Raw genomic sequence first — 25,205 nt, 5'->3', positions numbered from 1 at the left:
TTTTTGCCTAGGTGTCGTGTTTGGGTTTGGGTGACGGTGTGCCCCCTCCCAGGGGCCCCCTGCCCCCCCCTCGCCCTTTCCCCACCCCACACCCACGCGCGAGCAACTCAGTGCACGACAACCGCCTCCGGCGCCACCTCGGACTTGCCCGAGCCACCACCGGCCGCCCCCGCCGGCCCACCGCCCCGCAGCGGGACCTCCTTGACGAACCAGGCGGCCGCGAAGCCGAGTACCGCGATCCCCGCACCCAGCAGGAACGCCGAGTGCGTGCCGGCGGCCACCGCGTGCTGGTAGGCCTCCCGCACGACCTCCGGCAGCTTCGCCAGACTCGCCGCGTCCAACTGCGCGGAGCCCGCCGCGGTCGCCGCCTCGGGACCGAGCCGGTCGGTCATCGTGCTGGTGACCTGGCTGGTGAACAGCGAGCCCATCAGCGCCACGCCGAAGGAGCCGCCGAGCGTGCGGAACAGGGTCGCCGAGGAGGACGCGACGCCCATGTCCTTCATCTCGACGCTGTTCTGGGCGACCAGCATCGTGATCTGCATCAGGAAGCCGAGGCCCGCGCCGAGCACGGCCATGTACACACCGGACATCAGGCGGGTCGTCCCGGTGTCCATGGTGGCGAGCAGGAAGAGCCCGACGACCATGAGCCCGCCGCCGATGATCGGGAAGATCTTGTACTTGCCGCTGTTGGTGGTGATCCGGCCCGCGACCAGCGAGACGAGCATCATCGAGAGCAGCATCGGCAGGAGCAGCAGGCCGGAGTTGGTGGCCGAGGCGCCCTGGACCGACTGCTGGAAGAGCGGCAGGTAGAGCACGCCGCCGAACATCGCGAAGCCGACCAGGAAGCCGATCACGGACATGAGGGTGAAGTTGCGGCTGCGGAAGATGTGCAGCGGCATGACCGGGTCGGCGGCCTTGGTCTCGGCGTAGAGGAAGCCCGCGATGGACAGGACACCGACGACGATCAGGCCGATGATCTCGGTGGAGCCCCACGCGTACTCGGTGCCGCCCCAGGTGGTGACGAGGACCGTGGAGGTGATGCCGATGGTGAGCAGCGCCGCGCCGAGGTAGTCGATCTTCGGGCGTTCCCCGTGGGTCTTCTTCGGGAGGTGGAGCACCGCGGTGACCATGGCCAGGGCCACGGCGCCGAGCGGGAGGTTGATGTAGAAGGACCAGCGCCAGCCCATGTGGTCGGTGATGGTGCCGCCGACCAGCGGTCCGCCGATCATGGCGAGGGCCATCACGCCGGCCATCATGCCCTGGTACTTGCCGCGCTCGCGGGGCGGGATCAGGTCGCCGATGATCGCCATGACGCCGACCATCAGACCGCCGGCGCCGAGGCCCTGGATCGCGCGGAAGCCGATGAGCTGGCCCATGTCCTGGGCCATGCCGCTGAGCGCGGAGCCGATCAGGAAGATGACGATCGAGGTGAGGAAGGAGCCCTTCCGCCCGTACATGTCGCCGATCTTGCCCCAGATGGGAGTGGAGGCGGCGGTGGCCAGCGTGTAGGCGGTGACGACCCAGGAGAGGTGCTCCAGGCCGCCGAGCTCGCCGACGATCGTGGGCATGGCCGTGCCGATGATCATGTTGTCCAGCATGGCCAGCAGCATCGCGATCATGAGGGCCATCAGGACGACCCGCACGCTGCGCGGCTTCACCTCCTCCGAGGCGCCCGCGTTCTTCTTGATTTCCACCATGTTCCACTCCCCTGGCGCATATGCACCGGCCCTGGGACTTACTTGCCGACCGGCTAGTTCACTACAATGGGGAAGGTAGACCCGTAACTAGCCGGGCGTCAAGTAAGTAAGTCAGGGGAGAGTCATGTCCAGCAGCAGTCCGCAGCAGCGCCGCGGCGACACGCGGCAGCGCATCCAGGACGTCGCACTGGAACTCTTCGCCGAGCAGGGGTACGAGAAGACCTCGCTCCGGGAGATCGCGGAGCGGCTGGGGGTCACGAAGGCGGCGCTGTACTACCACTTCAAGACCAAGGAAGACATCATCATCAGCCTGTTCGACGACCTGACCCGGCCGATCGACGAGCTGATCCAGTGGGCGGAGGAGCAGCCGCGCACGCTGGAGATGAAGCGGGAGGTCCTGCGCCGCTACAGCGAGGCGATGGCGGGCGGCGCCTCCCTGTACCGCTTCATGCAGGAGAACCAGGCTTCGCTGCGGGAGCTGAGCATCGGCGAGACGGTGAAGAAGCGCCTCTTCGCCTTGGTGGACCTGCTCCGGACCGGCCAGGAGGACGCCCCGCTGACCGACCAGGTGCGGTGCGTGAGCGCCCTGTTCACCCTGCACGCGGGAATGATGTTCCTCCAGCACGTGGAGGGGAACCCGGAGGAGACCCGCCAGGCCGCCCTGGAGGTCGCGACGGACCTGATCACGCAGGCCCACGGGCAGGCATAGCCCGCCCCTCGTACAGCGCCGCCTCCTTCCTGGCACCAGCTCGGAACCGAGCGAGCAGAGCGACCCGCCCTCCGAGCTCTGCCGCTCCCGTCTCTTGCGGCCCGGTCGCCCGGCCTCCGGTCCGGCGAACCGGACCGGAGGCCGGGACGGATTCGTCAGCGGCTCAGGTCCCGGAAGCGCTTCACGGCGAGCGGGAAGAACACCGCGATCAGGGCTACCGGCCAGGCCACCGCGAGGAGTTCCGCGTGGGTCGCGGCCCAGGAGTCGCCGGCCGCGCCCGGGTTGCCGAACAGGCCGCGTACCGCGGTGGCCGTCGCGGACATCGGGTTCCACTCCACGATCGTGCCCAGCCAGGACGGCATCGACTCGGGCGAGGCGATGACGTTGGAAAGGAAGCTGACCGGCCAGACGAGGATCTGCACGGCCTGAACCAACTCCGGCTTGCCCGCGACCATCGCCAGGTGGATGCCGATCCACAGCATCGCGAACCGCAGCAGCAACAGCAGCCCCACGGCACCCAGGAAGGAGGCGGGACCCTCGTGCCAGCGCCAGCCGATCGCATATCCGACCGCGATCATCACGGCCAGGCCGACCACCGACTGCAGCATGTCGGCGACGCTCCGGCCGACCAGGACCGCGCCGGAGTTCATCGGCATCGAGCGGAACCGGTCGATGACCCCCTTGCCGAGGTCCTGGGTGACCGAGAGCATCGTGCCTTCCAGGCCGAAGGCCATGGTCATGGTGAGCATGCCGGGGACCAGGTAGGCCGTGAAGTCGCCCTCGACGCCCCGTCCGCCGCCGATCAGGTAGCTGAACATCAGCAGCATCATCACCGGGAAGACCAGCCCGACGACCACCTGCACGGGCTGTCGCGCCCAGTGGGCCAGCTCGCGCCGGGTCATCGTCCAGGAGTCGGCGGCCGCCCAGCCCAGCTTCGAACCCGTGCCGTGCTTCGTGCTCACACCGTGCGTCGCACTCATACGGACTCCTCCCTCGTCAGGTGCATGAAGACCTCGTCGAGCGTCGGCCGGCGTACGGCGATGTCCTCCGCCTCGATGCCCGCCGCCTCCAGCGCCCGTACGGTCTCGGTCAGGGCCGCCATGCGGTCGGTGACCGATGCGCTGACCATCCGCCGGTCCTCGTCCACCGCCACTTCACCGGGCAGGAGCGAGGCGGCGCGGGCCAGTTGGGCCGCGTCGTGCAGGACCACGTCGATGCGGTCACCGCCCGTCTTGGTCTTCAGCTCGTCGGCCGTGCCCTCGGCGATGACCTTCCCGTGGTTGATCACCGCGATCTTGTCGGCCAGCTGGTCGGCCTCCTCCAGGTACTGAGTGGTCAGCAGGACGGTCGCGCCGCCGCCGACCAGGGAACGCACCGCACTCCACACCTCCGTGCGGCCGCGGGGGTCGAGCCCGGTCGTGGGCTCGTCCAGGAAGAGCACTTCGGGCTGCAGGATGAGGGAGGCCGCGAGGTCGAGCCGCCGCCGCATGCCGCCGCTGTACTGCTTGACCGCCTTCTTGCCGGTGTCCGCGAGCCCGAACCGGTCCAGGAGCTCATCAGCCCGGGCGCCCGCACGACGGGAGCCGAGATGGTAAAGGCGGCCGAACATCTCCAGGTTCTGGCGGCCGCTGAGCTCCTCGTCGACAGCAGCGTGCTGGCCGAGCAGCCCGATCCGCGAGCGCACCTCGTCGGGCCGGGTCCTCACGTCGATGCCCGCCACCTCGACGCGCCCCTCCTCGGGGCGCAGCAGCGTGGACATGATGCGTACGGCCGTGGTCTTGCCGGCGCCGTTCGGGCCGAGAATCCCCTGGACCGTCCCGGCTCGGACCGTGAGATCGAGGCCGTCGAGGGCCTGCTTGTCCCCGTACTTCTTCCGCAGACCTTCGACGACGATCGACAGATCGTGGTCAGACAAAGCACCCTCCTTCACTCAGTAATCAAACTTGACGAGAGAGTGCAAGGTAGGCCACCCGCGCCAGTTAGTCAAACTTGATTAGAGAGTGAAGCCGGCAAGGGTGGGCGGCTAGTCAAACTTGAATAGAGATAGTCTAGTCAAAATTGCCCAAGAGGGAGAAGCGCATGTCAGCGATCCGGCTGCTGGTCCTCGGCGCGGTCCGCCAGCACGGACGGGCGCACGGTTACCAGGTACGCAACGACCTGGAGTTCTGGGGCGCCCACGAGTGGTCCAACGCCAAGCCGGGCTCGATCTACCACGCGCTCAAGCAGATGGCGAAGCAAGGACTCCTCATCGCGCACGAGGTCGCGCCGAGCGCCGTCGGCGGCCCGCCCCGCGTCGAGTACGAGATCACCGACAAGGGAACCGAGGAGTACCTCACTCTGCTGCGCGAGGCCCTGAGCTCGCACGAGCAGAAGTCCGACGTCGTCTCGGCCGGCCTCGGCTTCATCGTCGACCTGCCCCGCAGCGAGGCCGTCGCCCTCCTCAAGCAGCGGATCGCGGGGCTCGAGCAGTGGCGGTCCACCGTCACCGAGTACTACACGCCGGAGGAGGGGCCCGAACAGCTCGGCCACATCGGCGAAATCATGAACCTGTGGGTGCACTCGGCCGACAGCGGCGCGGAATGGACCCGCGGACTCGTCGAGCGGATCGAAGGCGGCGCGTACACCTTCGCGGGGGAGGGTGAACCCTTCGTAGGCGTGCTCGCGGACGACGAGCCGAACCCGTACGCGACAGGGCCGCACCCGCAGGACGACCGCTAGCGCCTCGGTCACAGCACTGGCGACGCATCCCGGCTGCCTGCGGGGTCAGTTGTAGTAGGTGTCGAACGAGGCGATCCAGAGCGCCGACAACGGCAGGACGGACAGCTGGACGGCCGCCGTGGTCCAGCAGCGCCCGAGGATCGCGGCGGAGGCGCTCCACAGCGCCGCCGTACGCAGCAGATCCACCGCCCCTGCCTGGTAGCCCTGCCCAGCGGGATCCATCATGCCGGGATACCCCAGCCACTCCTCGGTGAAGACGCCTTCCGAGCCGGACACGACGACCGCCGACACCAGCCAGAGGTCGGCCAGAAGGACCGCCACGGCGAGCGTCCTGTCGAAGCGGAGGTACGCGGGGGCCGGGAGCAGCAGCCGGGCGAACGGTTGCCCTTGACCCCGGACCCACTGCTCCCCCCGGCTCCGCCACAGCACCAGGGCGGCGTACCCGAGCCGGGCGAGGGCCGCGGCCCAGCCGGCCATGAAGAACAGACCGAAGATCAATTCACCCATGCTTCACCAGATGCCCCCACCCCTGGAGTGGTTCCCTCCGGCCCCTGGCGGGATTCCTGGCTGCCGGATACGGCAGCAGGGCCCGGAACGCGTGGTGCGGTCCGGGCCCTGCTTCGTACGGGTCGCCCTGGGGCGGTGGTGCGTCAGCTCTGCGCGGGGGCGTCGGCCGTCTCGTCGGCGGCCTCGGCCGCGACCGCCTTCTCACGCATCTTGCGCAGCAGCTCCGCCTTCTGGTCGGCGGCACCCTGGCGGTCGAGGTTGCGGTGCGGGCCGTTGTTCGCCCGTTCGGCGCGGGACTGCCGCTTGCGCTGGCCGCCGCCCTGGCCCACGGGGTTGTTGATGTTCTTGCTGACGGTCACGGGTTCTCCCGGTCATGAGTACGGAGTGATCTACGGATGCGTCGGTGGGGAACGTTCGGCGGCGTCTCGTCGAAGGACGTCAGCCGGGGCCCATCACGCGCTCACTCGTAAATCGGCCTCTGGAAGAACATGACAAAGACGTTACCCGCTTCCGTCGACCCCTGACACCAACCGTTGCGGGACGGCCTTCAGCGGGCTTCCCCGGACTCCCGCCACCGGGTGAGTTCGGCTTCGACGTCGAATTCCCTGAGGTTCAGCGGAGGGCCGGGCGGGGGCCTGCGCAGGGCCGTACGGATCTTGTCGTTGATCTCCGTGAGGAGGTCGCGGACCTGGCGTTCGGTGCGGGCGGCCTTGATCGCCTCGCGGGCGTCTTCCGCCTCCTTGCGGAGCGCGAGCGCCGGCGGGAGGACCGCGAAGCCCTCGCGGTGCAGTTTGCCCTTGATCCACCACAGCTCGTCGTACGGGGCGTCGAGCGAGGCCAGCGGCTTTCCGAAGCCCGGCAGATTCTCGATCTCGCCGCTCGCCTCGGCCTGTCTGATCTGGCGGTCCACGAAGGATTCGAAGCTGACACCAGGCGGTTTGCGCTCGGTCACACTGCCTCCCAACGGTTCCTGCCAGCATAACTCCGAGGGCTGGGGAGGGGGTTGCGGAGCGTAACCGCCCACCCTCCTGATCCGGGCGGACGGGGGATTCACGCGGCTGCCGAGTGATCGGTTACGCGTCGTACACAACCGGGTCGCATTGTCAGCTTTTAACTGGTGCTGGGACCTTTGTCCACCGGAAGACCGCATTCGGCGGTCGCCCTCCGGTTCCGTCGCCTTTCCTCGCGGAGGAAACACCCTTGTCTGCTTCCCGCTGCACGTCGGCCGCCCTGGTCGTCGCGGCCGTCACCGCGACCTGCCTGCTGCCGGCCGTGCCGGCTTTCGCCGCCGGCTCGCCGCACATCCGGTTCTCCCAGCCGTACGTCCCCTCGATCGCCGCCGGCAAGACCGGCCGCGTGGTGATCGTGGCGGAGACCGGCGGCGATCCGGCGCTCAGCAGCAGCTTCCGGATCACCGCACCGGAGCGGACGACCTTCCCCGAGGCCCGCTTCTACTGGAACGGCGACCGCTCGGGCGCGCCCTGCACCCTGTCCGGCAACGCCCGCCAGCTGACCTGTGACGCCGGGACCCGTGCGGGCTTCGCCTTCCCGGCGGAGAGCGGCACCCGGCTGGGCGTACTCGTACGGGTGGACGCGGACGCCCCCGAGGGCACGACGCTCGACGGCGGCGAGTGGGCGGCCGGGACCGGCTCCCCCGGCCTGTACGCGGTGTCCACCCCGGTGACGGGGCCCAAGGGCGACGACGGGCAGGACGGGCACGACGGGAAGCCGGGCCACGACGGCAAGCCCGGTCACCACGGCAAGCCGGGCCGCCCCGGACCCAAGGGCGACAAGGGTGACCAGGGCGAGCGGGGCGAGAAGGGCGAGCGCGGGGACCGCGGCGACCGCGGCGAGAAGGGCGACCAGGGGAAGAAGGGCCCGCAGGGCCACAAGGGGCCGCAGGGTCCGAAGGGCGACACCGGCCCCGCGGGCCCGAAGGGCGACCAGGGACCGGCCGGAGGCCCCCAGGGCCCGAAGGGCGACACCGGGGCACCCGGGCCGAGGGGCGACACGGGTCCGGCGGGCGGCCCGAAGGGTGACACCGGCCCGGCCGGACCGAAGGGCGACAACGGCAACGAGGGCCCGACGGGGCCCGCGGGCGTGCCCGGACCGGGCGGACCCCAGGGCCCCAAGGGCGACACCGGCCCGGCCGGCGGACCCAAGGGCGACCAGGGCCCGAAGGGTGACAAGGGTGACAAGGGCGACCGCGGCAACACCGGCCCGGCCGGACCGACGGGCTCGCGCGGACCGGGCGGACCGAAGGGCGACCAGGGCCCGAAGGGCGACCGCGGCCCCGGCGGACCGAAGGGCGAGAAGGGCAAGCAGGGCGAGAAGGGCAACCGCGGACCGGGCGGACCCAAGGGAGACCAGGGTCCGAGGGGTCCGCAGGGTCCGAAGGGCGACAAGGGCAAGCCCGGCGACTGCAAGTGCGGCAAGGACCACGGCGGTAAGGACCACGGAGGCAAGGACAACGGCGGCAAGGACCATGGCGGCAAGGGCGACAAGCCCGGCAAGCCGACGGCCCGCATCGTCAGCGACAAGCTGCACGTCCGCACCGGCCCCGGCACCCGCTACGGGAAGACCGGCGTGATCAAGCACGGCGCCGAGGTCCAGGTGCAGTGCAAGACCAACGGCACCTCGGTCGACGGCAACGCCATCTGGTACAAGCTCGCCGACGGCCGCGGCTGGATCTCCGCCCGCTACGCCGCGAACCTGAACCGCATCCCCACCTGCTGACCCAGCCCCACCCACTCTTCGGTGCGCATCGAGGCCCCCGAGCCCCGGTGCGCACCGAAGGCGTTTCCGCCCTGCGTGCATGACGCCCTGCGGGCATGACGCCCTGTGTGCATGACGCCCGCGCGGACAACGAAATCCGCAGCCGTCATCCACCCTCAGTGCGAATCCCAGCCTTCAACAGGCAGTTGAACCAAAGAAACCGAAGAGTAGCCCTTGTGCCCCCGCCGACCCCGCGGGCAAGATCTAGCCCTTGTACAGGGCTCAGAAGGGCGCAACCAGTGGTGAGCAAAAGGGCCGGCAGCGACGGGGGCGGCCTGCGAGCCACCCTGGGGACGTTCGACTCCATCGTCATGGCGGTCGCGGGCTGCGGGCCGGCGTACACCGTCGCCGCGACGATCCCGGCGCTCATCGCCACCGTCGGGGTCGCGAGCCCCGCCGTGCTCCTGTACTGCGCGATACCGATGATCGGCATCGCGCTGGCCTTCCGTCATCTGGGCCGCCTCGACGTCAACGCCGGGGCGAGCTACGCCTGGGTGGCGCGCTCGCTGCACCCCTTCCTCGGCTTCCTCAGCGGCTGGGCCCTGGTCGTCGCCGCGACGGCCTTCCTCGTTTCGGCCACCCTCCCGGCCGGCAGCGCCACCCTCGCCCTCATCAGCCCGGACCTGGCCGCGAACACCGGCCTGGCCACGGCCGTCGGCGCGGGCTGGTTCCTGCTCATGGCGGGCGTGGTGGCGCAGGGCGCCCGGATCAGCCCGTACACCCGCCGCATCCTCACCGGCCTCCAGCTCGTGCTGCTCCTGGCCTTCGCCGTCGCCGCCCTGGTCAAGGACGGGAACGCGGCGGACTTCTCGCTCTCCTGGTTCGGCTTCGGCCACTTCGACGCGTCGCACAGCTTCGTCGCCGGCGCGCTGATCGCAGGAGTCAGCTACTGGGGCTGGGACGTCTCCAGCAATCTCAACGAGGAGACCCGCACCAGTCGCCGCTCCTTCGGCCTCGGCGGCCTGATCGGAGTCGCGCTGTCCTTCGCGATCTTCGTCGTCTTCACCATCGCCACCAACATCCTCATCGGGGCGGACGCGGTACGCGGCAACCCCGACGGCTTCCTCTCCGTGCTCGGCGACGCCGTCTGGCCGGGCTGGGGCGGCCGGCTGCTCGTCCTCGCCGTCGTGCTGTCCATGATCGCCACCCTGGAGACGAGCCTCCTCCAGGCGACCCGCACGCTCTTCGCCATGGGCCGCGACCGCACCGTGCCCGCCGCGTTCGGGCGCATCCACCGCGACTGGCAGACGCCCTCCGTGGCCACGGCCACCGTGGCGGCCGTGGCCCTCCTCCTCGTGGCCGTCTCCGCCACGGCCGGCTCCGGCACGCAGTTCGTCCGGGACGCCGTCAGCGGCATCGGCCTGCACATCGCCTTCTACTACGCCCTCGCCGGCCTGGCGGCCGTGGTCGCCTACCGCAAGGTGCTGTTCAGGTCCGTGGGCACCTTCCTCCTCGTCGGGCTGTGGCCGCTCGGCGGAGCCCTGTTCATGATCTGGATCTTCGCCATGTCGGTTCCGGAACTGACCGGCAGCGCCCTCGCCATCGGCCTCGGGGCGCTCGCGCTGGGCTTGATCCCGATGACCCTCTCCCGGCTGCGGGGGGTCTCGTACTTCAGGCCCAGGCCGCTGGATCCCGAACAGGACGTCTTCTACGAGGAACAGGGCTCCGGGCCGGGCAGCGGGCCCGGCCTCGCGGCGGCCGAACGGCGGGACGACGTACTCACCGACTTCTGACGAACCGGCTTCTGACGGCACGAAGGACGCCGACCCCCCGTGCCCGCACCGGAGCCGGCGTCGTCCACCCCCCACCGATCCGAGGAGTGTCCATGGCACCCTGGCCGCGCCGCCGCCGTTCCGGAGCACCGCTCTACGACCTGGCGTTCGGCGACCGACGCCTGGAACAGTGCCGTCAGGACATGGTGATGGGCCGCTGGGAAGGGGCCCGCGACCTCCTGGCCGAGCATCCCCCGGGCGACTGGGACCGGCGCGCGCACCGCATCCGCCTGCTCGCGGACGCCGCGGCGAGCCGGCGCACCGTGGACGTCTGGTACGCCGCCGACCCCACCGATCCGAACGCGGCCGTACTGCGTGCGGAGACCGAGGTGATGCGGACGTTCGCCGCGGCGCGCAGCGGGACGATGCCCGGGCACGACAGCCTGGACCAGGTGGCCGGTCTGTGTCTGCGGGCGGCGGATCAGGCCCCCGCGGACCCGTACCCGTACGTCTCCCTCGTGACGCTCGCCAGACTGTACGACCGGGGTGACCCGAACATGGGCCACTGGTGGAAGGAGCTGCGCGCCCGCGACCCCTACCACCGGGAAGCCCACCACCAGGCGCTGCGCTACCTCTCCCCGCGCTGGCACGGATCGAACGGCGAGGCCAACAACTTCGCCTGGGACGTGGCCGTCTACGCCCCGCCCGGTTCACCGCTCGCGGTGCTGCCGCAGGTGGCGCGGGCGGAGCAGTACCGGCACCAGACGGAGGCGGAGGGGCGCACGGCCATCGGCCTGGCCTACCACTGGAGCGGGGACCGGGCGCGCTGGGACCTGCGCAACGCGCTCGACAACTGGATCGCCCACCGCACGGTGTCGTACGCCCAGGACGTCGCCGACCTGAACTACCTGGCCCACGGCCTGGTCCACGCGGGCATGGAGGCGCAGGCGCCGGCCGTCTTCGCCCTGCTGGACAACCGGGCCACGCGGATCCCGTGGTCGTACAGCGGCGACGCGGAGAGCCTCTTCGTCCGCTGGCGGGACAAGGCGCAGGCCATGCCCGGTCGGCCTGTCAAGTCCCGAACATCAGGGGCATGACGCCGTGCGCCGGCCCGGGCTTAAGTGAGGAGGGGGATCACGTAGAGCAGGTGACCCCCGCAGCATCAGCGTTTGTCCACGTCCCCGTCCCCGTCCACGTCCCTGTCCCTGTCTGCTCGCCGGAGGTGAATTCTCATGACCGCCATGACCCGGGAACCCCACAGACCCCACAGACCCCACATACCCCGCGCGCGCCGGATCGCCGTTCTCACGGCTTCGGCCGCCCTCGTCGCAGCAGGCACGCTGCTGCCCTCCAGCGCCTTCGCCGCGACTCCGGCGGCGGCGCCACGGGCCGACACCACCACCGTCGCGGTGACGGCATCCGGCCGCGGCGTTCAGGGCGATCGCGACCGGGACGGCTACCGCATCCGCTACTGCCATTGGAACCATCACGGCCGCCATCACAGCTGGGGCGGGTGGCACTGCCACACCTACTGGTACGGCTACGGCGACAGCCATGGAAAGGACCACAAGAAGGACCGCTGGAAGGACTACGGGAACAACAAGTGGCACGGCTACGACTACGGCCGGCTCTTCGCCCGCGTGCACGGCCTCTGAGCCGGCCCCGAGCCGGAAGGCCGCATCCACACCCCGGACCGGGCGGCCCGTCCGCCCGGTCCGGGATCCCGCGGAAAGGAATTCCGCCGGCGATGTCGAGAACCCGTGCCCTGCTCCGTCTCCTCAGTGAACGCGGCCAGAATGGGCCGCACAGCACCGAGGAGACCACCATGGCCAAGTACCTGCTTCTGAAGCACTACCGCGGCGCCCCGGCTGCCGCCAACGACGTCCCCATGAGCGAGTGGACGCCGGAGGAGATCACGGCCCACATCCAGTACATGCGCGACTTCGCGGACCGGCTGGAGGGCACCGGCGAGTTCGTCGACGGTCAGGCGCTCGCCCCCGAGGGGACCTGGGTCCGCTACGACGGCGAGGGCCGCCCGCCGGTCACCGACGGCCCCTTCGCCGAGACGAAGGACCTGATCGCCGGCTGGATGGTGATCGACGTGGACAGCTACGAGCGCGCGGTCGAGCTCGCCGGGGAGCTGTCGGCGGCCCCCGGTGCGGGCGGCAAGCCGATCCACGAATGGCTGGAGCTGCGCCCGTTCCTGGCGGCGCCGCCGACCGTCCCCGAGTGCCACTGACGTGGACGAGGCCCTGCTCCGCAGCCTCACCCCGCAGGTCCTCGGAATCCTCGTCCGCCGCGGAGCAGATTTCGCGGCGGCCGAGGACGCCGTACAGGAGGCCCTGCTCGAAGCGGTCCGGGTCTGGCCCGAGGACCCTCCCCGGGATCCGAAGGCCTGGCTGGTCACTGTCGCCTGGCGCCGGTTCCTCGACGCGACGCGGGCGGACACCGCCCGCCGCCGTCGCGAGGACCGGGTGGAGGTGGAGCCGGCGCCCGGCCCCGCGCCCGCGGTGGACGACACGCTCCAGCTGTACTTCCTGTGCGCCCACCCCTCCCTCACCCCCTCCTCCGCCGTCGCGCTCACCCTGCGCGCGGTCGGCGGACTGACCACACGGCAGATCGCCGCGGCCTACCTCGTCCCCGAGGCGACCATGGCGCAGCGCATCAGCCGCGCCAAGCGGACGGTCTCCGAGGTCCGCTTCGACAGCCCCGGGGACGTCGGCACCGTCCTGCGCGTCCTCTACCTGGTCTTCAACGAGGGCTACTCCGGCGACGTGGACCTCGCCGCCGAGGCCATCCGCCTCACCCGCCGCCTGGCGGCCTCGATCGACCACCCCGAGGTGTCGGGTCTCCTCGCCCTGATGCTGATCCACCATGCCCGGCGGGCCACGCGCACCACCCCCGACGGCAGCCTGGTCCCGCTCGCCGAGCAGAACCGCGGCCGCTGGGACACCCAGCTGATCGCCGAGGGCATCGGCATCCTGCATCCCGCCCTCGCCCGCGACCGGCTGGGCGAGTTCCAGGCGCAGGCCGCCATCGCCGCCCTCCACGCCGACGCGCAGAGCACCGAGGAGACCGACTGGGTGCAGATCGTGGAGTGGTACGACGAGCTGGTGCGCCTGACCGGCAGCCCGATCGCCCGCCTCAACCGTGCGGTGGCGGTCGGCGAGGCCGACGGCCCGCGCGCGGGCCTGGCGGCACTCGCGGAACTGGACGCCACGCTCCCCCGCCACACCGCGGTCGCCGCGTACCTCCACGAACGCGACGGCGACCCGGCCACGGCGGCCCGCCTCTACGCCGAGGCGGCCCACCGGGCCCCCAACCTCGCGGAACGCGACCACCTGACCCGCCAGGCGGCCCGCCTGAACGCCGCCTGCCGGCGGGGCTGACGCCGTCGGTCGGGGAGATTCCCGGCGGCGCCCGTCCCTCGCGGGTGCGTCTGGCAGGGTGTGGGATCAAGCGCACCACCTGCCGTGGCGGGCCTGTCAGGACGCCCTGCACGGAGGGGCTCCGGTGTGGCGGGCAGGTCGGCCCCCTTCCCTGACTCCACTGCGGTTCTGGGGTTCAATGGGGCACGTTCGCCGGGTGGGGCGGTGTGTCCCAAGGGGACGGGGGAGAGTGGCTGTGCGCGTTCTTGCGGGCCGGTACGAGCTGGCGGCGTTCGTGGGCCGGGGCGGCATGGGCGAGGTCTGGGCGGGCCGGGACCGGGTGATCGGCCGGCACGTCGCGGTGAAGCTGCTGCCCCACGACCAAGGCGGCCCCGGCGGCGCGGAGTTGTTCTTCCGGGAGGCGCGTACCGCGGGCGGTCTCAACCACCGCGGCGTCGTCACCGTCCACGACATGGGTCAGGACCCGGCCGACGGGACGCTGTTCCTCGTCATGGAGTACATCGAGGGCCGGGACCTGGCGGCGGTGCTGCGCCAGGACGGTCCTCCCCCGGTGCCGGTCGCGGTCGGGTGGGCCGCCCAGGGCGCGGCCGCGCTGGCCGCCGCGCACACCGCCGGCATCGTGCACCGGGATCTCAAGCCCGCCAACCTGATGCTCACCACCGGCGGCGAGATCAAGATCCTGGACTTCGGGATCGCCCGCTACATGGCGGCCGGCGACAAGTCCAGCAAGGTCATGGGCACGCTCGCCTACATGGCCCCCGAGCGCTTCGACGAGCAGAGCGGGGACGCCCGCTCGGACCTGTACGCCTTCGGCTGCCTGCTGCACGAACTCCTCACCGGCAGCACGCCGTTCGCCGCCACCGGGCCGGTCGCGATGATGACCGCGCACCTCAACAAGACGCCCGTCCCGCCCGGCAGCCTCCGACCGGACGTCCCGGCCGCCCTCGACGCCCTGGTGCTGCGCCTCCTGGCGAAGGCCCCCGAGGACCGCCCGGCCTCCGCCACCGAGGTCCACGACGCCCTACGCGCCCTGGCCGCGGCGGCGCCCCGAGCCACGGCTCCCCCGGCCACCCGGGCCGCCCCGGCCGCCCTCGGCGTGCACGACCTGCCCGCCCTGCCGGCGAAGCCCCCCGCCGGGTTCGGACCCGCACCCGACCCCCTCCACAGCCTGGCGACCCAGACGGCGGCGACGCCGCCCGGGCTCCCGCAGCCGTCCGCCACCCTCACGGAGAAGACCGAGGAGGACAGGAAGCCCCAACCCCTCTCCCGCCGACGCATGGTGTGGCTGGGTCTCGGTGCGGCCGTGGCGGCCGCGACCGGCACGACGGCCGTACTCCTCGACGGGGACGACAACCCCAAGACGCCCTCCGACGGAAACAACACCGACGCCGGCGCCCCCTCCCCCGGGCAGACGGGTTCCGGGCCGCGCGGCTGGCGCTTCGAGGCGCATACCGTCATCCCCTCGTCCCCCGTCCTGGCGGCCGGCACGGTCCGCTTCACCGACGGCCACACGATCTACGGTCTGGACGCGCTCACCGGGGCCGAACAGGCGCAGGTCACCCTCACGGACGAGGTGGGCGAGCTCACGGCGGCGGCCGGCATGCTGTTCTTCGCCGACTCCAAAGGGAAACTCCACGCGCGGAGCGGCAGCGAGAGGTGGGTGTTCGCCGCCGGGGACTACATCCCCGGCAGGCCCGCCGTCGCCAACGACAGGGTCTACTTCGGCAGCAAGGACGGGAACGTCTACTGCGTCCACACGGTCACCGGCCTCAAGACCTGGAGCCTCGCGACGGGAGACGAGGTCTGGTGCCCCCCGACCGTGGCCGACGGGATGGTCTACCTCGGCGTCAACGGCTCGGAGCCGGGCCTGTACGCCCTGGACGCGGTGACCGGCAGCAGAAAGTGGGCGTTCCGCGGGGGAGCCAAGTTCTACACGACCCCCGCGGTGGCCGACGGCCTCGTCTTCGCCACCGGCAACGACGACAGCCTCTACGCCGTGGACGCCGCCACCGGTACCAAGAAGTGGTCCGTGTCCCTCAAGCGCGAGGCGGGCGCCGACTCCCGGTGCCGGCCTTCACCCCCGGTCGTCGCCTCGGGCACGCTCTACGTCGGCGGCGGCGACAACGCCCTCCACGCGCTGGACCCGAAGACGGGCACCACGAAGTGGACCTTCGACATCAACGGCCCCTTCACCCCCTCGAAACCGACCGTGGTGGACGGCCGGGTCTACGTCACCGACCTGTACGAACGGTTCGGAGACGTCTACGCCATCGATGCGGAATCCGGCTGGCAGAAGTGGACCGCCCGACCCAACGCCGAGGTGGGCGACTCCCCCGAGTACACCCCGCTCGTCGCCAACGGCCTGGTCTACGTCACCAACGCGAGCGGGATCCTGGCCATCAACGCCACCTCCGGAACGCTCCCCGCCTGACCCCCCGAGCGCCGCCCTCCGGCACGGACGGCACCCTTGTGGGCCCGATGCCCGGAACGTACCTTCCGCCCCGGGGCCGCTGTTACCCTCGCCCCCGTTGATCAACAACGGCGGGGCGGGGAACATGCGTGCGGCGAAAGCAATGACAGGCGCCGTACTGGCGGTCACCTTGGCGGCCGGTTGCAGTGGCGCGGACGCCGGGGACGGCACGGGCAAGAACGGCGCCGTCGGCCGGCCTGACACGGCCCGGGTGCCGGCCGAGCTTCCGGCCGAGCTGGCTGTGCCCGGGCAGTACGACGGGTCCCTGGGCTGGGACGAGATCCTCCCGTGGGTGCCCGAATCCGTGGGCACCCCGCCGGTCACCGTCGTACCCCGCACCGAGGTGGTCGCGATGATGTACGCGACCCCAGACGGGTACACCGTGCAGACCAAGGCCGCCGGCAGCGGGAAGGCCGGCTGGGGTTCCGCCCCGTGGAAGACCCCGGCGCGCATCGACGGTACCGAAGTCGACGAGGAGATCCCCGGCGTGGCGGGTGTCGAGCTGGACGGTCGCGGCTACGTCATCGCGTACGCCCACGGGGTGAGCGGCAAGGGCGAACTCCACGAGGGCACGGAGGTGGTGCGGCTGGCCGTGTTCCCCGCCGACGCCTCGGGATCGGGCGTCAAGCCCCTGCGGGAGGTGGACGTACCGGTGTCGGCGGACCCGAACGAGATCCGGGTCGGCGCGGACGGCGGGCGGCTGCTCGTCGCGTACGGGGACCACGGTCGGTATCCGCGCTCGGCGGTCGCCGTGGACGTGAACACCGGGTTGGTCACCCCTTACGAGGAACCGGACAAGCTGCTGCCCGAGTGCGTCCAGACCCCCGGCTGCTCCGGCAGCCGGGTGATGGCGGTAACAGCCGACGGCCCCCTGGTCACCATGGACGGCTGGAACGGCTTCGGCGTGCCGGGGCGCTGGTTCAGCGACTCGCTCCGCCCCGACGGGGTGCCGCCGGAGAGCGGCAACCTCAGCAAGCGGACCGGAAGGGCCTACGGGGTGGCGGCCGGCCGTGTCCTCGCCTCGTGGGACAGCGGGTCGAGCCGCCCCACCACGTGGTCGGTGCACGACGCCCGGACCGGCGCGGTCCTGGCCCTCATGGAGTGCGCGACCAGCGAGAGCGTCGACTTCCTCAACGAGACCCCCGACCACTCGACCGTCGCCTCTCCCTCGGGCCGCTACCTCGCGGCCGGCCCCGTCGCCTTCGACCTGGAGCGGAAGCAGGGGATCTGTCTGGCGGGCGACGGAGACCGCAAGACGATCGACCTGAGCTCGATCCGCGACGACGGGACGGCCTACGGGATGGTCGACGGAGACGTGAGCACGGACACCGAACCGGCCGGCGCCCAGGTAGACCTCACCTCCTCCGGCGAGGCGGATGAGGTGGGCCGGGATGTCGAGATCCCGTTCGTCACCGACGTGGGCGGCGGTGGTCTCTTCCTCACCCGTGACGAGCAGAAGCGCCTACGGGTTTCCCTCCGTCGCGCCAGCTGACCCGGTGGGCGCGTCCTGCTTCGGCTTCGGCTTCCGCTTCACCTCGGTGACGTCCACCTCCTCCCCCTCATGAGCCCCGAACGCTTCGGCGGTCACCCCGCTGCTGGTGCCCGTGACCTCCAAGGCCAACCGGCCTCCCATCACGCGCAAGTCGATCCTTACCCGGGGCGCGCCCGCGTGGTCCGGCATCCGCTGCATGCGGGTCGCCGGGTAGTCGAGGTCCGTCAGCTTCTTGTGCATCGCCTGATAGTCGGCCGTCTTCGTGTTCTTGAACGCCTCGCTGATCCGCTGTACCTGCTTGTCGCCGACGCACTCCTCCGCAGCATTCAGAGGCACCTCGTCTTCCGGGTCGGGCCGGAAGGAGCCGGGGGACGGCTCCGGCGGCGGCGGGACATCATCCGGCAGGGGGACCGGTGTGTTTCCGTCGGCGTCCGGAACCCCCGGCGGAGTCTCGCCCGGCCCGTACCTCGGCTCCCTATCGCCCTCCCAACCCGGCAGCTCCGAGGGCTCGGGCGGGACTCCCTCGAAGTCCAGGTCCGCGGGGAGCGCGCCCTTGTCCTCCGCAACGTGCTGACCGCAGCTCGGCAGGTCACGGGCCATCACCTCGAGGAACCGCATCTCCGGATCGCCGTACGGATTTTCCTGCGCGACTGCCACCGAGACGCCGCTGCCCGCGAGGGCCTGATCGGTGGTGGCGTTCCGGGTGCCACAGCCGGACAACACGACGCAGCCGAGAACGGTCAGCAGCAGGGACTTCGGAAGGGTGATTGATCGCATGCACGCATCATGCAGAGACCGGTTCGCCGGCCACATGAGTACGTCTACTCACCTCGCCCTGAGCCGGATCTCGTAACACGAGCACCCCTCAGGCCTGTTGAGGCGGGCCACCACGGTCAGGGGGCGAGATACCCAGCCGCCCCCGCCACCGGCAGACTCGCCCAGGTCCGCGTCCCGCCGCCGGGCTCCCTGGACTCCCCGAAGCCCCATGCCCCGCCGCAGTCCCGCACGACGGCGGCCATGACCCGCAGGGCGGCCCGTCGGCGGGCCTCGCAGTGGGCGGCGAGGCGGGGGTGGGAGTGGGCCGCGTGCCCGTCGTAGACGGTGAGCCGCAAGGCCCCCTCGCGGTGGCGGAGGGCGAGGTACAGGCTCCGGCCGGGGTCCAAGTACCAGGCTGCGGCAATGAGTTCCCCGACCACCTGCACGGCGGCGGGCACGACCCGGTCGAGGTGGTGGGCGTGCAGGACGGACCGTACGGTGCTGCGCGCGATCTGGGCGCTGTACGGCTCCCCGGGCACGGTCAGGCTGCACGACAGCCCGTCGGGGGACGGCGGCTCATCGCTCGGCGGGCAAGCATCGAAGCAACCGGGGCGGGCCTGCATGAAGGGGCTGAGCATGACGGACTCCCTGTCGTGAGCGGTGGTTGCTCTCGCGTTTGGTGGGGGCAGTGGCTCGTCGCCGAAGCCGAGGCCTAGGCATGCCGCGGCGATGCACTTCCAACTCCCTTGCGTGAGCGGCGCACTACCCAAGGTAGCGAAACGAGTGGTCAATTCGCCACCTGAGTGCGGAAGTTTGCCCACTGTGGATCCACGGGCCCTCGGCACGGCAGACTGCAGCCATGCCCCCAAGGACCTCGCCGACCGAACGACAGAAGCGACTGGGTGCCGAGCTACGCAGGTTGAGGCTGGCAGCAGACGTTTCCGCCGAGTCCGCCGCAGGACTCCTCGGTATCGACCGCTCCAAGATCTCCGCCATCGAGCAGGGAATCCGCACCATCAGTGAGGAGCGTCTCCGGTCGCTGGCCTGCCACTGCGACTGTGCCGACGAGCGCTACATCGACGCGCTCGTAGCCATGGCTCAGACCCAGAAGCGAGGTTGGTGGGAGCGCTACCGAGGCAAGCTGTCGTCGGCGATTCTCGACATCGCGGAGCTGGAATCGCATGCGAGCCGGATCCGGAGCGCGCATTCGGTACACATCCCGGGGCTCCTGCAAACCAGTGATCACGCACTCGCCATCTTCCGGTTCGCGGTACCGGCCCTCCCAGAACCAGAGGTCGCGCTCCGGCTGGCGCATAGGCTGGAACGACAGCAGGTACTGGAAGGCGACTCAGCACCCGAGTACGTCGCCGTTCTGCACGAAGCGGCGTTGCGGATGCAGTTCGGCGGTCGCCAAGTCGCGCGGGCTCAGCTGGAGCACCTACTCCGGATCTCCGAGCGGGACAACGTCGTCGTCCGCGTCCTCCCGTTCGAGGCCGGAGGGTTCCCCGGTGCCGGCCAGACGGTCAACTATCTTGAGGGACCGGTTCCGCAGCTCGACACCGTGCAGAGCGACAACACGCACGGGCCCGATTTTCTGTACACCGAGGTCCAACTGTCGAAGTACCGCGCCCAACTGGACTGGACGGAACGGCTCAGCCTTGCACCCGACGAGTCCCGTGACTTCATCCACGATCTGGCGCGCCAACTCTGAGGGGAACGATGACCGACATCACCTGGGAAGACCCCTACTGCGCTGAGGCAAGCGCTTGCTACCGGATCGGGGTGGACGGGGACGGCAACAGCTACATAGCCCTCTCCGGCCAGGAGGACACCTACCTCACGGACACCCGCGAGGCCCTGCAACAGCTGATCCGGGACATCAAGGCCGGCAAGGCGGACCACCTGCTGGCGAACTGACTCCGCCCCCGCCGAAGCGGGGGCGGAACGGTTCGGCTCTACTTGACGCTGCGCGGGAAGGTGATCTCCACGCGGCGGTTCTTCTTGCGGCCTTCCTCGGTGCTGTTGTCGGCGATCGGGTAGTCCTCGCTGTAACCGCGCACGTCGAAGGTCACGCCGGGGTTGGTCACCGTCTTCGCCAGCTCGGCCTGGACCGCGTCGGCGCGCTTCTTGGAGAGTTCCTTGCCGTGCTCGTAGCTGCCCTGGTCGTCGGTGAAGCCGAAGACCCGGACGGTGGTGGCCTTCTGGGAGTTGATCTCCTGCGCGATGGCCTGGATACGGGCGGCGGCCTGAGCGTTGAAGACGGCGCTGTCCTCGGGGAACATCACCTCGGACTGCAGCGCCATCATGACGGTCTGGTTCGTCTCCTCGCGCCGTTCCTCGCCGCCGATGTCTTCGACGACCTCCACCATGTCCAGCACCTTGGAGGGTGCGAGGATGCCACCCTGGGGGAGCTTCAGCCCAGGAGAGTCGGGCCTGATGGGCGGGGGCGCAGAGGCCGAAGGTTCCGTACCCGGGGGCACAGACGGCGTGACGTCGTCCGCGTAGGCACTGGTCGCGCCGACGAAATGGGCCCCGGCGATGACGAGGCCGGCGACGGCTGTGGCAGCTGTAATGCGATGGCGTTTGGTCATGGGGTCACCCGGAGATTTTGATGGTGGCCGCGGCAAAGGTCGGCAGACCAAACACGACCTCGGTGGTGGTGGCCGGTGGTGCGGGGAACTGCGCGAAGAAGGGGACGCTTCCCCCACCCTCGATGATCTGGAGACCGGTAGTGCATGCACACCGTCCCTCTGTGTCACGCAGCACGAGGTAGCGCTTTTTGCCCACAACATCGACCAAAGTTGCGCCGGCAACCGACCCGTGGCTGGCGGTCTTCTCTTCGCCGCGCAAGGGTCCGAGGTTAGAGAAGATCGCGGAGCCTGCGTTCTTGATCTGCCCACTGACGGTGACGTACCCGTCCTGGTTGCGTACTGCCGAATTGACCTCCAGCGTGATGCCGGAAGGTCCTTGCGCGGTAGCGATTACTTCGAGAGGCCCCGAGCCCTTACTCGCGGTGGGCGCGGGCTGCTGAGGACTAGTACTGCCCTGGCTCTGGGGGGCCTCGGACTTCGTTGGCTCCTTCGCCTTGCCGCTATCTCCGCCGCACCCGGCCAACGCGAGGGCCAAGACCGCCGCAACCGCAACGGCCGCTCCCCCGCGGACCTTCACCTTCTGCCGAATGCCCATGTGCTCCGCTTCCTTGTCCTTCGTGTCGTTGTCAGTTGATCAGTCGCACATTGAAGAGCTGCCTCGCCAGCTTGGTCAATGAGCCTGGTGTTGAAGGATTCACCTTGACCGCGCCAGTGCCCCTGCAATCGATGACAACCGGACCGGGTGTCGCGCTGGGCGACGGTGTCGCGGTGGGGGGCGACCCCGGCTTCAGGAAGCACCTAGGCTCGATCACGGCAGTCGCTGAGGCATGGCCCTTCATGTCCTCAGTCCCGGGGATGACCGTGTCCCCGATCGACTTGCCAGTCTCCGTGTCCACGGTGAACCTCAATACCCCAGCGCTGCATTCCGCAGTGGCACCGTTGGAGGTGGCAAAATCGTGCGCCTTCGCGCAAGCCCCATTCGGGTCGAGCCGATCACCGTCAAGGATGTCCTCCCAGTCGGCGGGTGTGAGCGTGAGGAGGTCCATGCCCACGAGCAGGTTGTCCCGGGTCTCCTGGGCAGCCGCGAGAGCCGCCGCGTCGGCGGCACCCTGCGCATCGCTGCGCGTGGCCCCCGCCATCCCGACGACGACGAAGGCCAAGGCGGCGAAGAGTAGGCAGGCCATCATCGCGGCGTAGAAGGGGAGAACCTGCCCCCGGTCACGCACCCCCACTCCGGTACCTAGCCCGTGATCTTCTTCAAGACCGCTGTAATGGCACCCGAAATGTTGCCGGCGAGACCGGACGCGATGATCGCCGCGATGATCAGCGAGATGATCACGATGATCCCGAGATACTCGAAGACCGTCTGCCCCTCGTCCCCACCCCGCCGCATGCGGTTCTTCCCAACGACGATCGCCTTGAGCAGCTTGAGGTGCAACATGGGAGTCCTCTCCAGAGCCGGCGCCGATATCGGTTCGCGGACGGTACGTCGACGCACCAGCAGTTGCAAAGGGTCCCGGGACCCAATTACGGACCCACTGCGCACTCCGTCTACCCATGGCCAGCCACCCCCGGACGGGCGGTTCCCAGCCAACGGGCTATCGCCTCGCTGCGCGTGGCGGTCTGGAGCTTCGCGAAGATCCGGTTGATGTGGTTCTTGACCGTCTTCTCGCTGATAAAGCAACTGGCTGCGATCTGCTGGTTACTCATGCCGGAAGCGATGAGACCCATGACCTCCTCCTCACGTGAACTCAGCCCGAACACAGCATGGTTGGGAAGCCGCTCCGAAGACTGTCCCACAGTTCGTTGCGGATGCGAAGAGGTCCGGAGTTCCGCGAGCACCGCGCTCGCCGCCGTCGGGCTGAAATGCGCCCGCCCCGCGCGGACGTCGCGGACGGCTGCCACGAGGTGGTCCGGCGTGAATTCGCCGTGCACCAAGTAGCCGCCCGCGCCCAGCAGCAGCGTCTCCCGGACAATCTCCGACTCCTGGCTATACGTCAGCATCAGCACCGGTGCGAGCTGCACGAGGTGGGGCAGCGCCGAGATGCCGTCCACGCCCGGCATCCGGACGTCCAGCAGGATGACGTCCGGGGTGTGGAGCCGGGTCAGGTGGAGCGCCTCGCGGCCGTCCGCCGCCTCGGCCGCCACTTCGACGCCCTCGGCAGTACCCAGGAGGGCCGCCAGGCCGGCCCGTACGACCGGGTTGTCGTCGGCGATGAGCACGCGCAGCGGAGCCATCACGCACCACTCCCCGCAGCGAGGGCCGACAGTGGAAGGGCCAGGCGGACCTGTGTCCCCGGCTGCCCACCCGGGCGGGCTCCGATGTGGAGGCGGGCGCCGATCGCGGCCGCGCGTTCTGCCATGCCCAGCAGGCCGAAGCGGCCCGCGCCGTTCAAAGCCGCGAGGTCGACGCCATCCGGGAGGCCCCGGCCGTCGTCCTCGATCACCAGCAACAGATCAGACGCGGCGACGGCCGCCTCGACCGTGATCCGTGCGGCCCCCGAGTGCCGCCGGGCGTTCTCCAGGGCCTCCCCCGCCACCGCCAGCAGGTGTCGGGCCACCGGGGCGGGCACCACCGGGAGGGTGCCGGTCACGCGCAGCTCGGCCGCTCCGGGGTCTATCCGGGCCCGGAGTTCCGATGCCAGGGAGACTCCCGGCTCGTCCAACTCCCGCCGCAGGTCGGCCAGTACGTCCCGGGACTCCGCGACCGCGCGGCGGGCCGCTCCGGAGACCAGGGCGGCCTGGCGGCGGAGGGTCGCCGGGTCGGTCGTACGGGTCAGGGAGTCGGCGGCCAGGGCCAGGCCGTGCAGGGTCTTCGCGACGGAGTCGTGCAACTCGCGCGACAAGTGGTCCCGTTCGGCCTGTACCGCCTCCGCCACCGCCTGGCGGGCGCGGGTCTCCAGCATGGCCTGGCCGGCCGTCCCGAAGCGGAGGAGCAGGCTGCGCAGGGACGCGCCCGCCGCACCCGCCAGGACGCAGAGCACCGCCAGTGTCAGGGCCTCGGCGACCACCGCCACCACGGCCGCCTGGACCACCGCGTAGACCGCCGCGCCGGGGCGACCGTAGACGATCCCGGCCAGCAGCGGCGTGCACACCGAGGCGAGGAGGAGCGGGGAGCCGGGGGTGGCCGTCAGGAACAGGAGTCCGCCGAAGAGCGCCCAGTCGACCGCCAGCGGCCAGCGGTGGCGCAGGAGCAGCGGCCCGAAGCGCTCCCAGTCGCGGAGCAGGACGTAGGAGAGGAGGAAGGTGAGCAGGACCGCTCCGCCCGCCAGGTGCGTCGGCGTGCCGGGCGCCGTGCGGCTCAGCACCACCGGCGTCCCGAGGGCGATCATCACGAGGCGGAAGGCGAAGACCTGGCGGCACAACGCCTGCAGGGCGTTGGCCTGGAGCGCGATCGGCAGCTTCACCGCTGGGCGGGCGGAGGGACGGTCACGTGCGGCGGCGGCGGACGCCATGACGTCGTCCAGCGAGGCGGTCATGGCTCAGCCGCCCCCGAACATGGCGCCGAAGTCGACGTCGGCTCCGTACACGAACCCGCCGATGAGGAGGAGCATGGTCCCGGGGAGCATGAACATCGTGACGACGAAGGTGGCCTTCGGGACGGCCTTGGCGGCCCGGCGGCGGGCGTTCTGAGCGTCCGTGCGCCGCATGTCCTCGGCGATGGCAATCAGGGTGTCGACGATCGGGGAGCCGAGCTCCTCGCCCTGCTGGAGGGCGGTGACGAACTGCGCCACCTGCTCGGAGTCGTTCCGCCGGCGCAGCTCGTCGAAGGCCTGGCGACGGCTGACGCCCATGGTCATCTGTTGCAGCGTGATCCGGATCTCGTCGGACCACGGGCCCTCGTACTTGTCCGCGACCCGCTCCAGCGCGGGCCGGAAGCCGAGCCCGGCGCTGACGACCACCGCGAGGACGTCGAGGAAGTCCGGCAGGGTCCGGTCGATGTGGTCGCGGCGGATCCGGATCGCCGACCAGAGGCCGGCCTCGATCCAGAACAGGCCGAAAGCCACCATGAGGAGGGCCAGGATCAGCTGACCGTTGATCAGCATGGCGAAGGCCCCGACGCCGCCGAGGAAGGCGTAGACGGCACGTCGCGCGGCGTAGCGGTCGATGGTCAGGCCGGACGGGTTGCCCGCCGTGTCGATCTGGCGGCGTTTGCGCGCCACCCGGTCGGGGCCCATCAGGCGCAGTATCAGCGGCGCGTAGCGGATGCCGATGCGGTCGATGAGGGAGCCGACGGCCGTCGTGCGGGTGGCGCCGACCTCCAGGGCCAGCATCAGGTCGGACGGGAGCTTGGTGTCGGCGCGGTAGAGCCGGACGCCGTGGAACACGCCGAAGACCGACAGGCCCACGGCCAGGGCCAGGAGCAGCGCGATCATGCGGACCTCCTCA

Annotated in this window: 27 protein-coding genes; 12 read left to right on the top strand and 15 right to left on the bottom strand. The window is 70.5% G+C overall.

Going from position 1 to position 25,205, the window contains the following annotated elements; all coding sequences use genetic code 11:
- Nucleotides 1-107 precede the first annotated feature (107 nt).
- The gene (locus ACFWBW_RS14870; protein ID WP_385372251.1) at nucleotides 108-1,697 is read right to left on the bottom strand and encodes an MDR family MFS transporter; all 1,590 of its coding nucleotides are present in this window, start codon (nucleotides 1,695-1,697) and stop codon (nucleotides 108-110) included.
- Between the two features lie 124 nt (nucleotides 1,698-1,821).
- Between ACFWBW_RS14870 and ACFWBW_RS14865 the strand changes: the two genes are divergently transcribed.
- Nucleotides 1,822-2,406, top strand: coding sequence for a TetR/AcrR family transcriptional regulator (locus tag ACFWBW_RS14865; protein WP_385372249.1), 585 nt, complete (start codon nucleotides 1,822-1,824; stop codon nucleotides 2,404-2,406).
- 155 nt (nucleotides 2,407-2,561) lie between these two features.
- On the opposite strand, the gene ACFWBW_RS14860 is transcribed toward ACFWBW_RS14865, so the two are convergent.
- Together ACFWBW_RS14860 and ACFWBW_RS14855 are read right to left on the bottom strand one after the other, a co-directional pair.
- Entirely contained in the window at nucleotides 2,562-3,386 is an 825-nt protein-coding gene (locus ACFWBW_RS14860; RefSeq protein WP_385372245.1) for an ABC transporter permease, read from the bottom strand.
- Nucleotides 3,383-4,321, bottom strand: a complete 939-nt coding sequence (locus tag ACFWBW_RS14855) for an ATP-binding cassette domain-containing protein (RefSeq protein WP_385372242.1) — start codon at nucleotides 4,319-4,321, stop codon at nucleotides 3,383-3,385. Before ACFWBW_RS14855 ends, ACFWBW_RS14860 begins: the two co-directional genes overlap by 4 nt.
- Nucleotides 4,322-4,485: 164 nt before the next feature.
- Between ACFWBW_RS14855 and ACFWBW_RS14850 the strand changes: the two genes are divergently transcribed.
- On the top strand, nucleotides 4,486-5,124 hold the full coding sequence (locus ACFWBW_RS14850) for a PadR family transcriptional regulator (RefSeq protein ID WP_385372239.1): 639 nt from the start codon (nucleotides 4,486-4,488) through the stop codon (nucleotides 5,122-5,124).
- Between the two features lie 45 nt (nucleotides 5,125-5,169).
- Here ACFWBW_RS14850 and ACFWBW_RS14845 read toward each other — a convergent pair whose 3' ends face one another.
- The 3 genes from ACFWBW_RS14845 to ACFWBW_RS14835 form a co-directional block, all read right to left on the bottom strand.
- A complete protein-coding gene (locus ACFWBW_RS14845; RefSeq protein ID WP_385372236.1) occupies nucleotides 5,170-5,631 on the bottom strand; it encodes a hypothetical protein in 462 nt (153 codons plus the stop codon).
- A gap of 143 nt (nucleotides 5,632-5,774) precedes the next feature.
- Nucleotides 5,775-5,990 (bottom strand): DUF6243 family protein, encoded by a 216-nt coding sequence (locus ACFWBW_RS14840; RefSeq protein ID WP_385372233.1) that lies wholly within the window; start codon nucleotides 5,988-5,990, stop codon nucleotides 5,775-5,777.
- Nucleotides 5,991-6,178: 188 nt separating this feature from the next.
- Nucleotides 6,179-6,583 (bottom strand): DUF1992 domain-containing protein, encoded by a 405-nt coding sequence (locus tag ACFWBW_RS14835; protein ID WP_385372230.1) that lies wholly within the window; start codon nucleotides 6,581-6,583, stop codon nucleotides 6,179-6,181.
- A gap of 248 nt (nucleotides 6,584-6,831) precedes the next feature.
- On the opposite strand from ACFWBW_RS14835, the gene ACFWBW_RS14830 reads away from it, so the two are divergent.
- The 8 genes from ACFWBW_RS14830 (at nucleotide 6,832) to ACFWBW_RS14795 (ending at nucleotide 17,469) form a co-directional block, all read left to right on the top strand.
- Complete coding sequence (locus tag ACFWBW_RS14830) at nucleotides 6,832-8,367, top strand: SH3 domain-containing protein (RefSeq protein ID WP_385372227.1); 1,536 nt, start codon at nucleotides 6,832-6,834, stop codon at nucleotides 8,365-8,367.
- A 350-nt stretch (nucleotides 8,368-8,717) separates the two neighbouring features.
- On the top strand, nucleotides 8,718-10,139 hold the full coding sequence (locus tag ACFWBW_RS14825; protein WP_385372332.1) for an APC family permease: 1,422 nt from the start codon (nucleotides 8,718-8,720) through the stop codon (nucleotides 10,137-10,139).
- 92 nt (nucleotides 10,140-10,231) lie between these two features.
- On the top strand, nucleotides 10,232-11,215 hold the full coding sequence (locus ACFWBW_RS14820; RefSeq protein WP_385372224.1) for a hypothetical protein: 984 nt from the start codon (nucleotides 10,232-10,234) through the stop codon (nucleotides 11,213-11,215).
- Between the two features lie 135 nt (nucleotides 11,216-11,350).
- Entirely contained in the window at nucleotides 11,351-11,773 is a 423-nt protein-coding gene (locus ACFWBW_RS14815; protein WP_385372221.1) for a hypothetical protein, read from the top strand.
- Between the two features lie 170 nt (nucleotides 11,774-11,943).
- Complete coding sequence (locus ACFWBW_RS14810; RefSeq protein WP_385372329.1) at nucleotides 11,944-12,357, top strand: YciI family protein; 414 nt, start codon at nucleotides 11,944-11,946, stop codon at nucleotides 12,355-12,357.
- A 1-nt stretch (nucleotide 12,358) separates the two neighbouring features.
- Nucleotides 12,359-13,507: an RNA polymerase sigma factor gene (locus ACFWBW_RS14805; protein ID WP_385372218.1), complete on the top strand. Its 1,149-nt coding sequence runs from the start codon at nucleotides 12,359-12,361 to the stop codon at nucleotides 13,505-13,507.
- Nucleotides 13,508-13,742: 235 nt separating this feature from the next.
- Nucleotides 13,743-15,938 (top strand): PQQ-binding-like beta-propeller repeat protein, encoded by a 2,196-nt coding sequence (locus ACFWBW_RS14800; protein WP_385372215.1) that lies wholly within the window; start codon nucleotides 13,743-13,745, stop codon nucleotides 15,936-15,938.
- Between the two features lie 97 nt (nucleotides 15,939-16,035).
- Nucleotides 16,036-17,469: a hypothetical protein gene (locus ACFWBW_RS14795; protein WP_385372212.1), complete on the top strand. Its 1,434-nt coding sequence runs from the start codon at nucleotides 16,036-16,038 to the stop codon at nucleotides 17,467-17,469.
- On the opposite strand, the gene ACFWBW_RS14790 is transcribed toward ACFWBW_RS14795, so the two are convergent.
- Together ACFWBW_RS14790 and ACFWBW_RS14785 are read right to left on the bottom strand one after the other, a co-directional pair.
- Complete coding sequence (locus tag ACFWBW_RS14790; protein WP_385372209.1) at nucleotides 17,440-18,282, bottom strand: hypothetical protein; 843 nt, start codon at nucleotides 18,280-18,282, stop codon at nucleotides 17,440-17,442. The genes ACFWBW_RS14795 and ACFWBW_RS14790 overlap by 30 nt on opposite strands.
- 80 nt (nucleotides 18,283-18,362) lie before the next feature.
- Nucleotides 18,363-18,863, bottom strand: coding sequence for an ATP-binding protein (locus ACFWBW_RS14785; protein ID WP_385372206.1), 501 nt, complete (start codon nucleotides 18,861-18,863; stop codon nucleotides 18,363-18,365).
- 221 nt (nucleotides 18,864-19,084) lie between these two features.
- Here ACFWBW_RS14785 and ACFWBW_RS14780 point away from each other — a divergent pair, with 221 nt between their 5' ends.
- Both ACFWBW_RS14780 and ACFWBW_RS14775 read left to right on the top strand, forming a co-directional pair.
- Nucleotides 19,085-19,936 (top strand): helix-turn-helix domain-containing protein, encoded by an 852-nt coding sequence (locus ACFWBW_RS14780; protein WP_385372203.1) that lies wholly within the window; start codon nucleotides 19,085-19,087, stop codon nucleotides 19,934-19,936.
- Nucleotides 19,937-19,944: 8 nt separating this feature from the next.
- The gene (locus ACFWBW_RS14775; protein WP_385372200.1) at nucleotides 19,945-20,142 is read left to right on the top strand and encodes a hypothetical protein; all 198 of its coding nucleotides are present in this window, start codon (nucleotides 19,945-19,947) and stop codon (nucleotides 20,140-20,142) included.
- Nucleotides 20,143-20,180: 38 nt separating this feature from the next.
- Here the strand turns inward: ACFWBW_RS14775 and ACFWBW_RS14770 are convergent, their stop codons facing one another.
- The 7 genes from ACFWBW_RS14770 to ACFWBW_RS14740 all read right to left on the bottom strand — a co-directional run bounded on the left by ACFWBW_RS14770 (nucleotide 20,181) and on the right by ACFWBW_RS14740 (nucleotide 25,189).
- Complete coding sequence (locus tag ACFWBW_RS14770) at nucleotides 20,181-20,816, bottom strand: OmpA family protein (protein ID WP_385372197.1); 636 nt, start codon at nucleotides 20,814-20,816, stop codon at nucleotides 20,181-20,183.
- Between the two features lie 4 nt (nucleotides 20,817-20,820).
- Complete coding sequence (locus ACFWBW_RS14765; RefSeq protein ID WP_385372194.1) at nucleotides 20,821-21,411, bottom strand: hypothetical protein; 591 nt, start codon at nucleotides 21,409-21,411, stop codon at nucleotides 20,821-20,823.
- 31 nt (nucleotides 21,412-21,442) lie between these two features.
- The gene (locus tag ACFWBW_RS14760) at nucleotides 21,443-22,042 is read right to left on the bottom strand and encodes a pilus assembly protein TadG-related protein (protein ID WP_385372191.1); all 600 of its coding nucleotides are present in this window, start codon (nucleotides 22,040-22,042) and stop codon (nucleotides 21,443-21,445) included.
- A 14-nt stretch (nucleotides 22,043-22,056) separates the two neighbouring features.
- Entirely contained in the window at nucleotides 22,057-22,257 is a 201-nt protein-coding gene (locus tag ACFWBW_RS14755; protein ID WP_385372188.1) for a hypothetical protein, read from the bottom strand.
- Nucleotides 22,258-22,367: 110 nt separating this feature from the next.
- Entirely contained in the window at nucleotides 22,368-23,054 is a 687-nt protein-coding gene (locus tag ACFWBW_RS14750) for a response regulator (protein ID WP_385372326.1), read from the bottom strand.
- Nucleotides 23,054-24,295, bottom strand: a complete 1,242-nt coding sequence (locus tag ACFWBW_RS14745; protein WP_385372185.1) for a sensor histidine kinase — start codon at nucleotides 24,293-24,295, stop codon at nucleotides 23,054-23,056. Before ACFWBW_RS14745 ends, ACFWBW_RS14750 begins: the two co-directional genes overlap by 1 nt.
- Nucleotides 24,296-24,298: 3 nt before the next feature.
- Nucleotides 24,299-25,189, bottom strand: a complete 891-nt coding sequence (locus tag ACFWBW_RS14740) for a DUF5936 domain-containing protein (protein WP_385372323.1) — start codon at nucleotides 25,187-25,189, stop codon at nucleotides 24,299-24,301.
- Nucleotides 25,190-25,205: the final 16 nt, after the last annotated feature.

The sequence above is a fragment of the Streptomyces sp. NPDC059957 genome (assembly GCF_042730015.1).
Classification (GTDB): domain Bacteria; phylum Actinomycetota; class Actinomycetes; order Streptomycetales; family Streptomycetaceae; genus Streptomyces.
Note: the sequence above shows the minus strand (reverse complement) of the source record. Positions and strands in the feature narration are given on the sequence as shown.

Excerpts from the sequence above, each read along its gene's own strand:
- ACFWBW_RS14870 (WP_385372251.1), bottom strand. The coding sequence starts at position 1,697 with ATGGTGGAAATCAAGAAGAACGCGGGCGCCTCGGAGGAGGTGAAGCCG.
- ACFWBW_RS14865 (WP_385372249.1), top strand. The coding sequence starts at position 1,822 with ATGTCCAGCAGCAGTCCGCAGCAGCGCCGCGGCGACACGCGGCAGCGC.
- ACFWBW_RS14860 (WP_385372245.1), bottom strand. The coding sequence starts at position 3,386 with ATGAGTGCGACGCACGGTGTGAGCACGAAGCACGGCACGGGTTCGAAG.
- ACFWBW_RS14850 (WP_385372239.1), top strand. The coding sequence starts at position 4,486 with ATGTCAGCGATCCGGCTGCTGGTCCTCGGCGCGGTCCGCCAGCACGGA.
- ACFWBW_RS14845 (WP_385372236.1), bottom strand. The coding sequence starts at position 5,631 with ATGGGTGAATTGATCTTCGGTCTGTTCTTCATGGCCGGCTGGGCCGCG.
- ACFWBW_RS14825 (WP_385372332.1), top strand. The coding sequence starts at position 8,718 with ATGGCGGTCGCGGGCTGCGGGCCGGCGTACACCGTCGCCGCGACGATC.
- ACFWBW_RS14820 (WP_385372224.1), top strand. The coding sequence starts at position 10,232 with ATGGCACCCTGGCCGCGCCGCCGCCGTTCCGGAGCACCGCTCTACGAC.
- ACFWBW_RS14815 (WP_385372221.1), top strand. The coding sequence starts at position 11,351 with ATGACCGCCATGACCCGGGAACCCCACAGACCCCACAGACCCCACATA.
- ACFWBW_RS14810 (WP_385372329.1), top strand. The coding sequence starts at position 11,944 with ATGGCCAAGTACCTGCTTCTGAAGCACTACCGCGGCGCCCCGGCTGCC.
- ACFWBW_RS14790 (WP_385372209.1), bottom strand. The coding sequence starts at position 18,282 with ATGTGGCCGGCGAACCGGTCTCTGCATGATGCGTGCATGCGATCAATC.
- ACFWBW_RS14785 (WP_385372206.1), bottom strand. The coding sequence starts at position 18,863 with ATGCTCAGCCCCTTCATGCAGGCCCGCCCCGGTTGCTTCGATGCTTGC.
- ACFWBW_RS14780 (WP_385372203.1), top strand. The coding sequence starts at position 19,085 with ATGCCCCCAAGGACCTCGCCGACCGAACGACAGAAGCGACTGGGTGCC.
- ACFWBW_RS14775 (WP_385372200.1), top strand. The coding sequence starts at position 19,945 with ATGACCGACATCACCTGGGAAGACCCCTACTGCGCTGAGGCAAGCGCT.
- ACFWBW_RS14770 (WP_385372197.1), bottom strand. The coding sequence starts at position 20,816 with ATGACCAAACGCCATCGCATTACAGCTGCCACAGCCGTCGCCGGCCTC.
- ACFWBW_RS14765 (WP_385372194.1), bottom strand. The coding sequence starts at position 21,411 with ATGGGCATTCGGCAGAAGGTGAAGGTCCGCGGGGGAGCGGCCGTTGCG.
- ACFWBW_RS14755 (WP_385372188.1), bottom strand. The coding sequence starts at position 22,257 with ATGTTGCACCTCAAGCTGCTCAAGGCGATCGTCGTTGGGAAGAACCGC.
- ACFWBW_RS14750 (WP_385372326.1), bottom strand. The coding sequence starts at position 23,054 with ATGGCTCCGCTGCGCGTGCTCATCGCCGACGACAACCCGGTCGTACGG.
- ACFWBW_RS14745 (WP_385372185.1), bottom strand. The coding sequence starts at position 24,295 with ATGACCGCCTCGCTGGACGACGTCATGGCGTCCGCCGCCGCCGCACGT.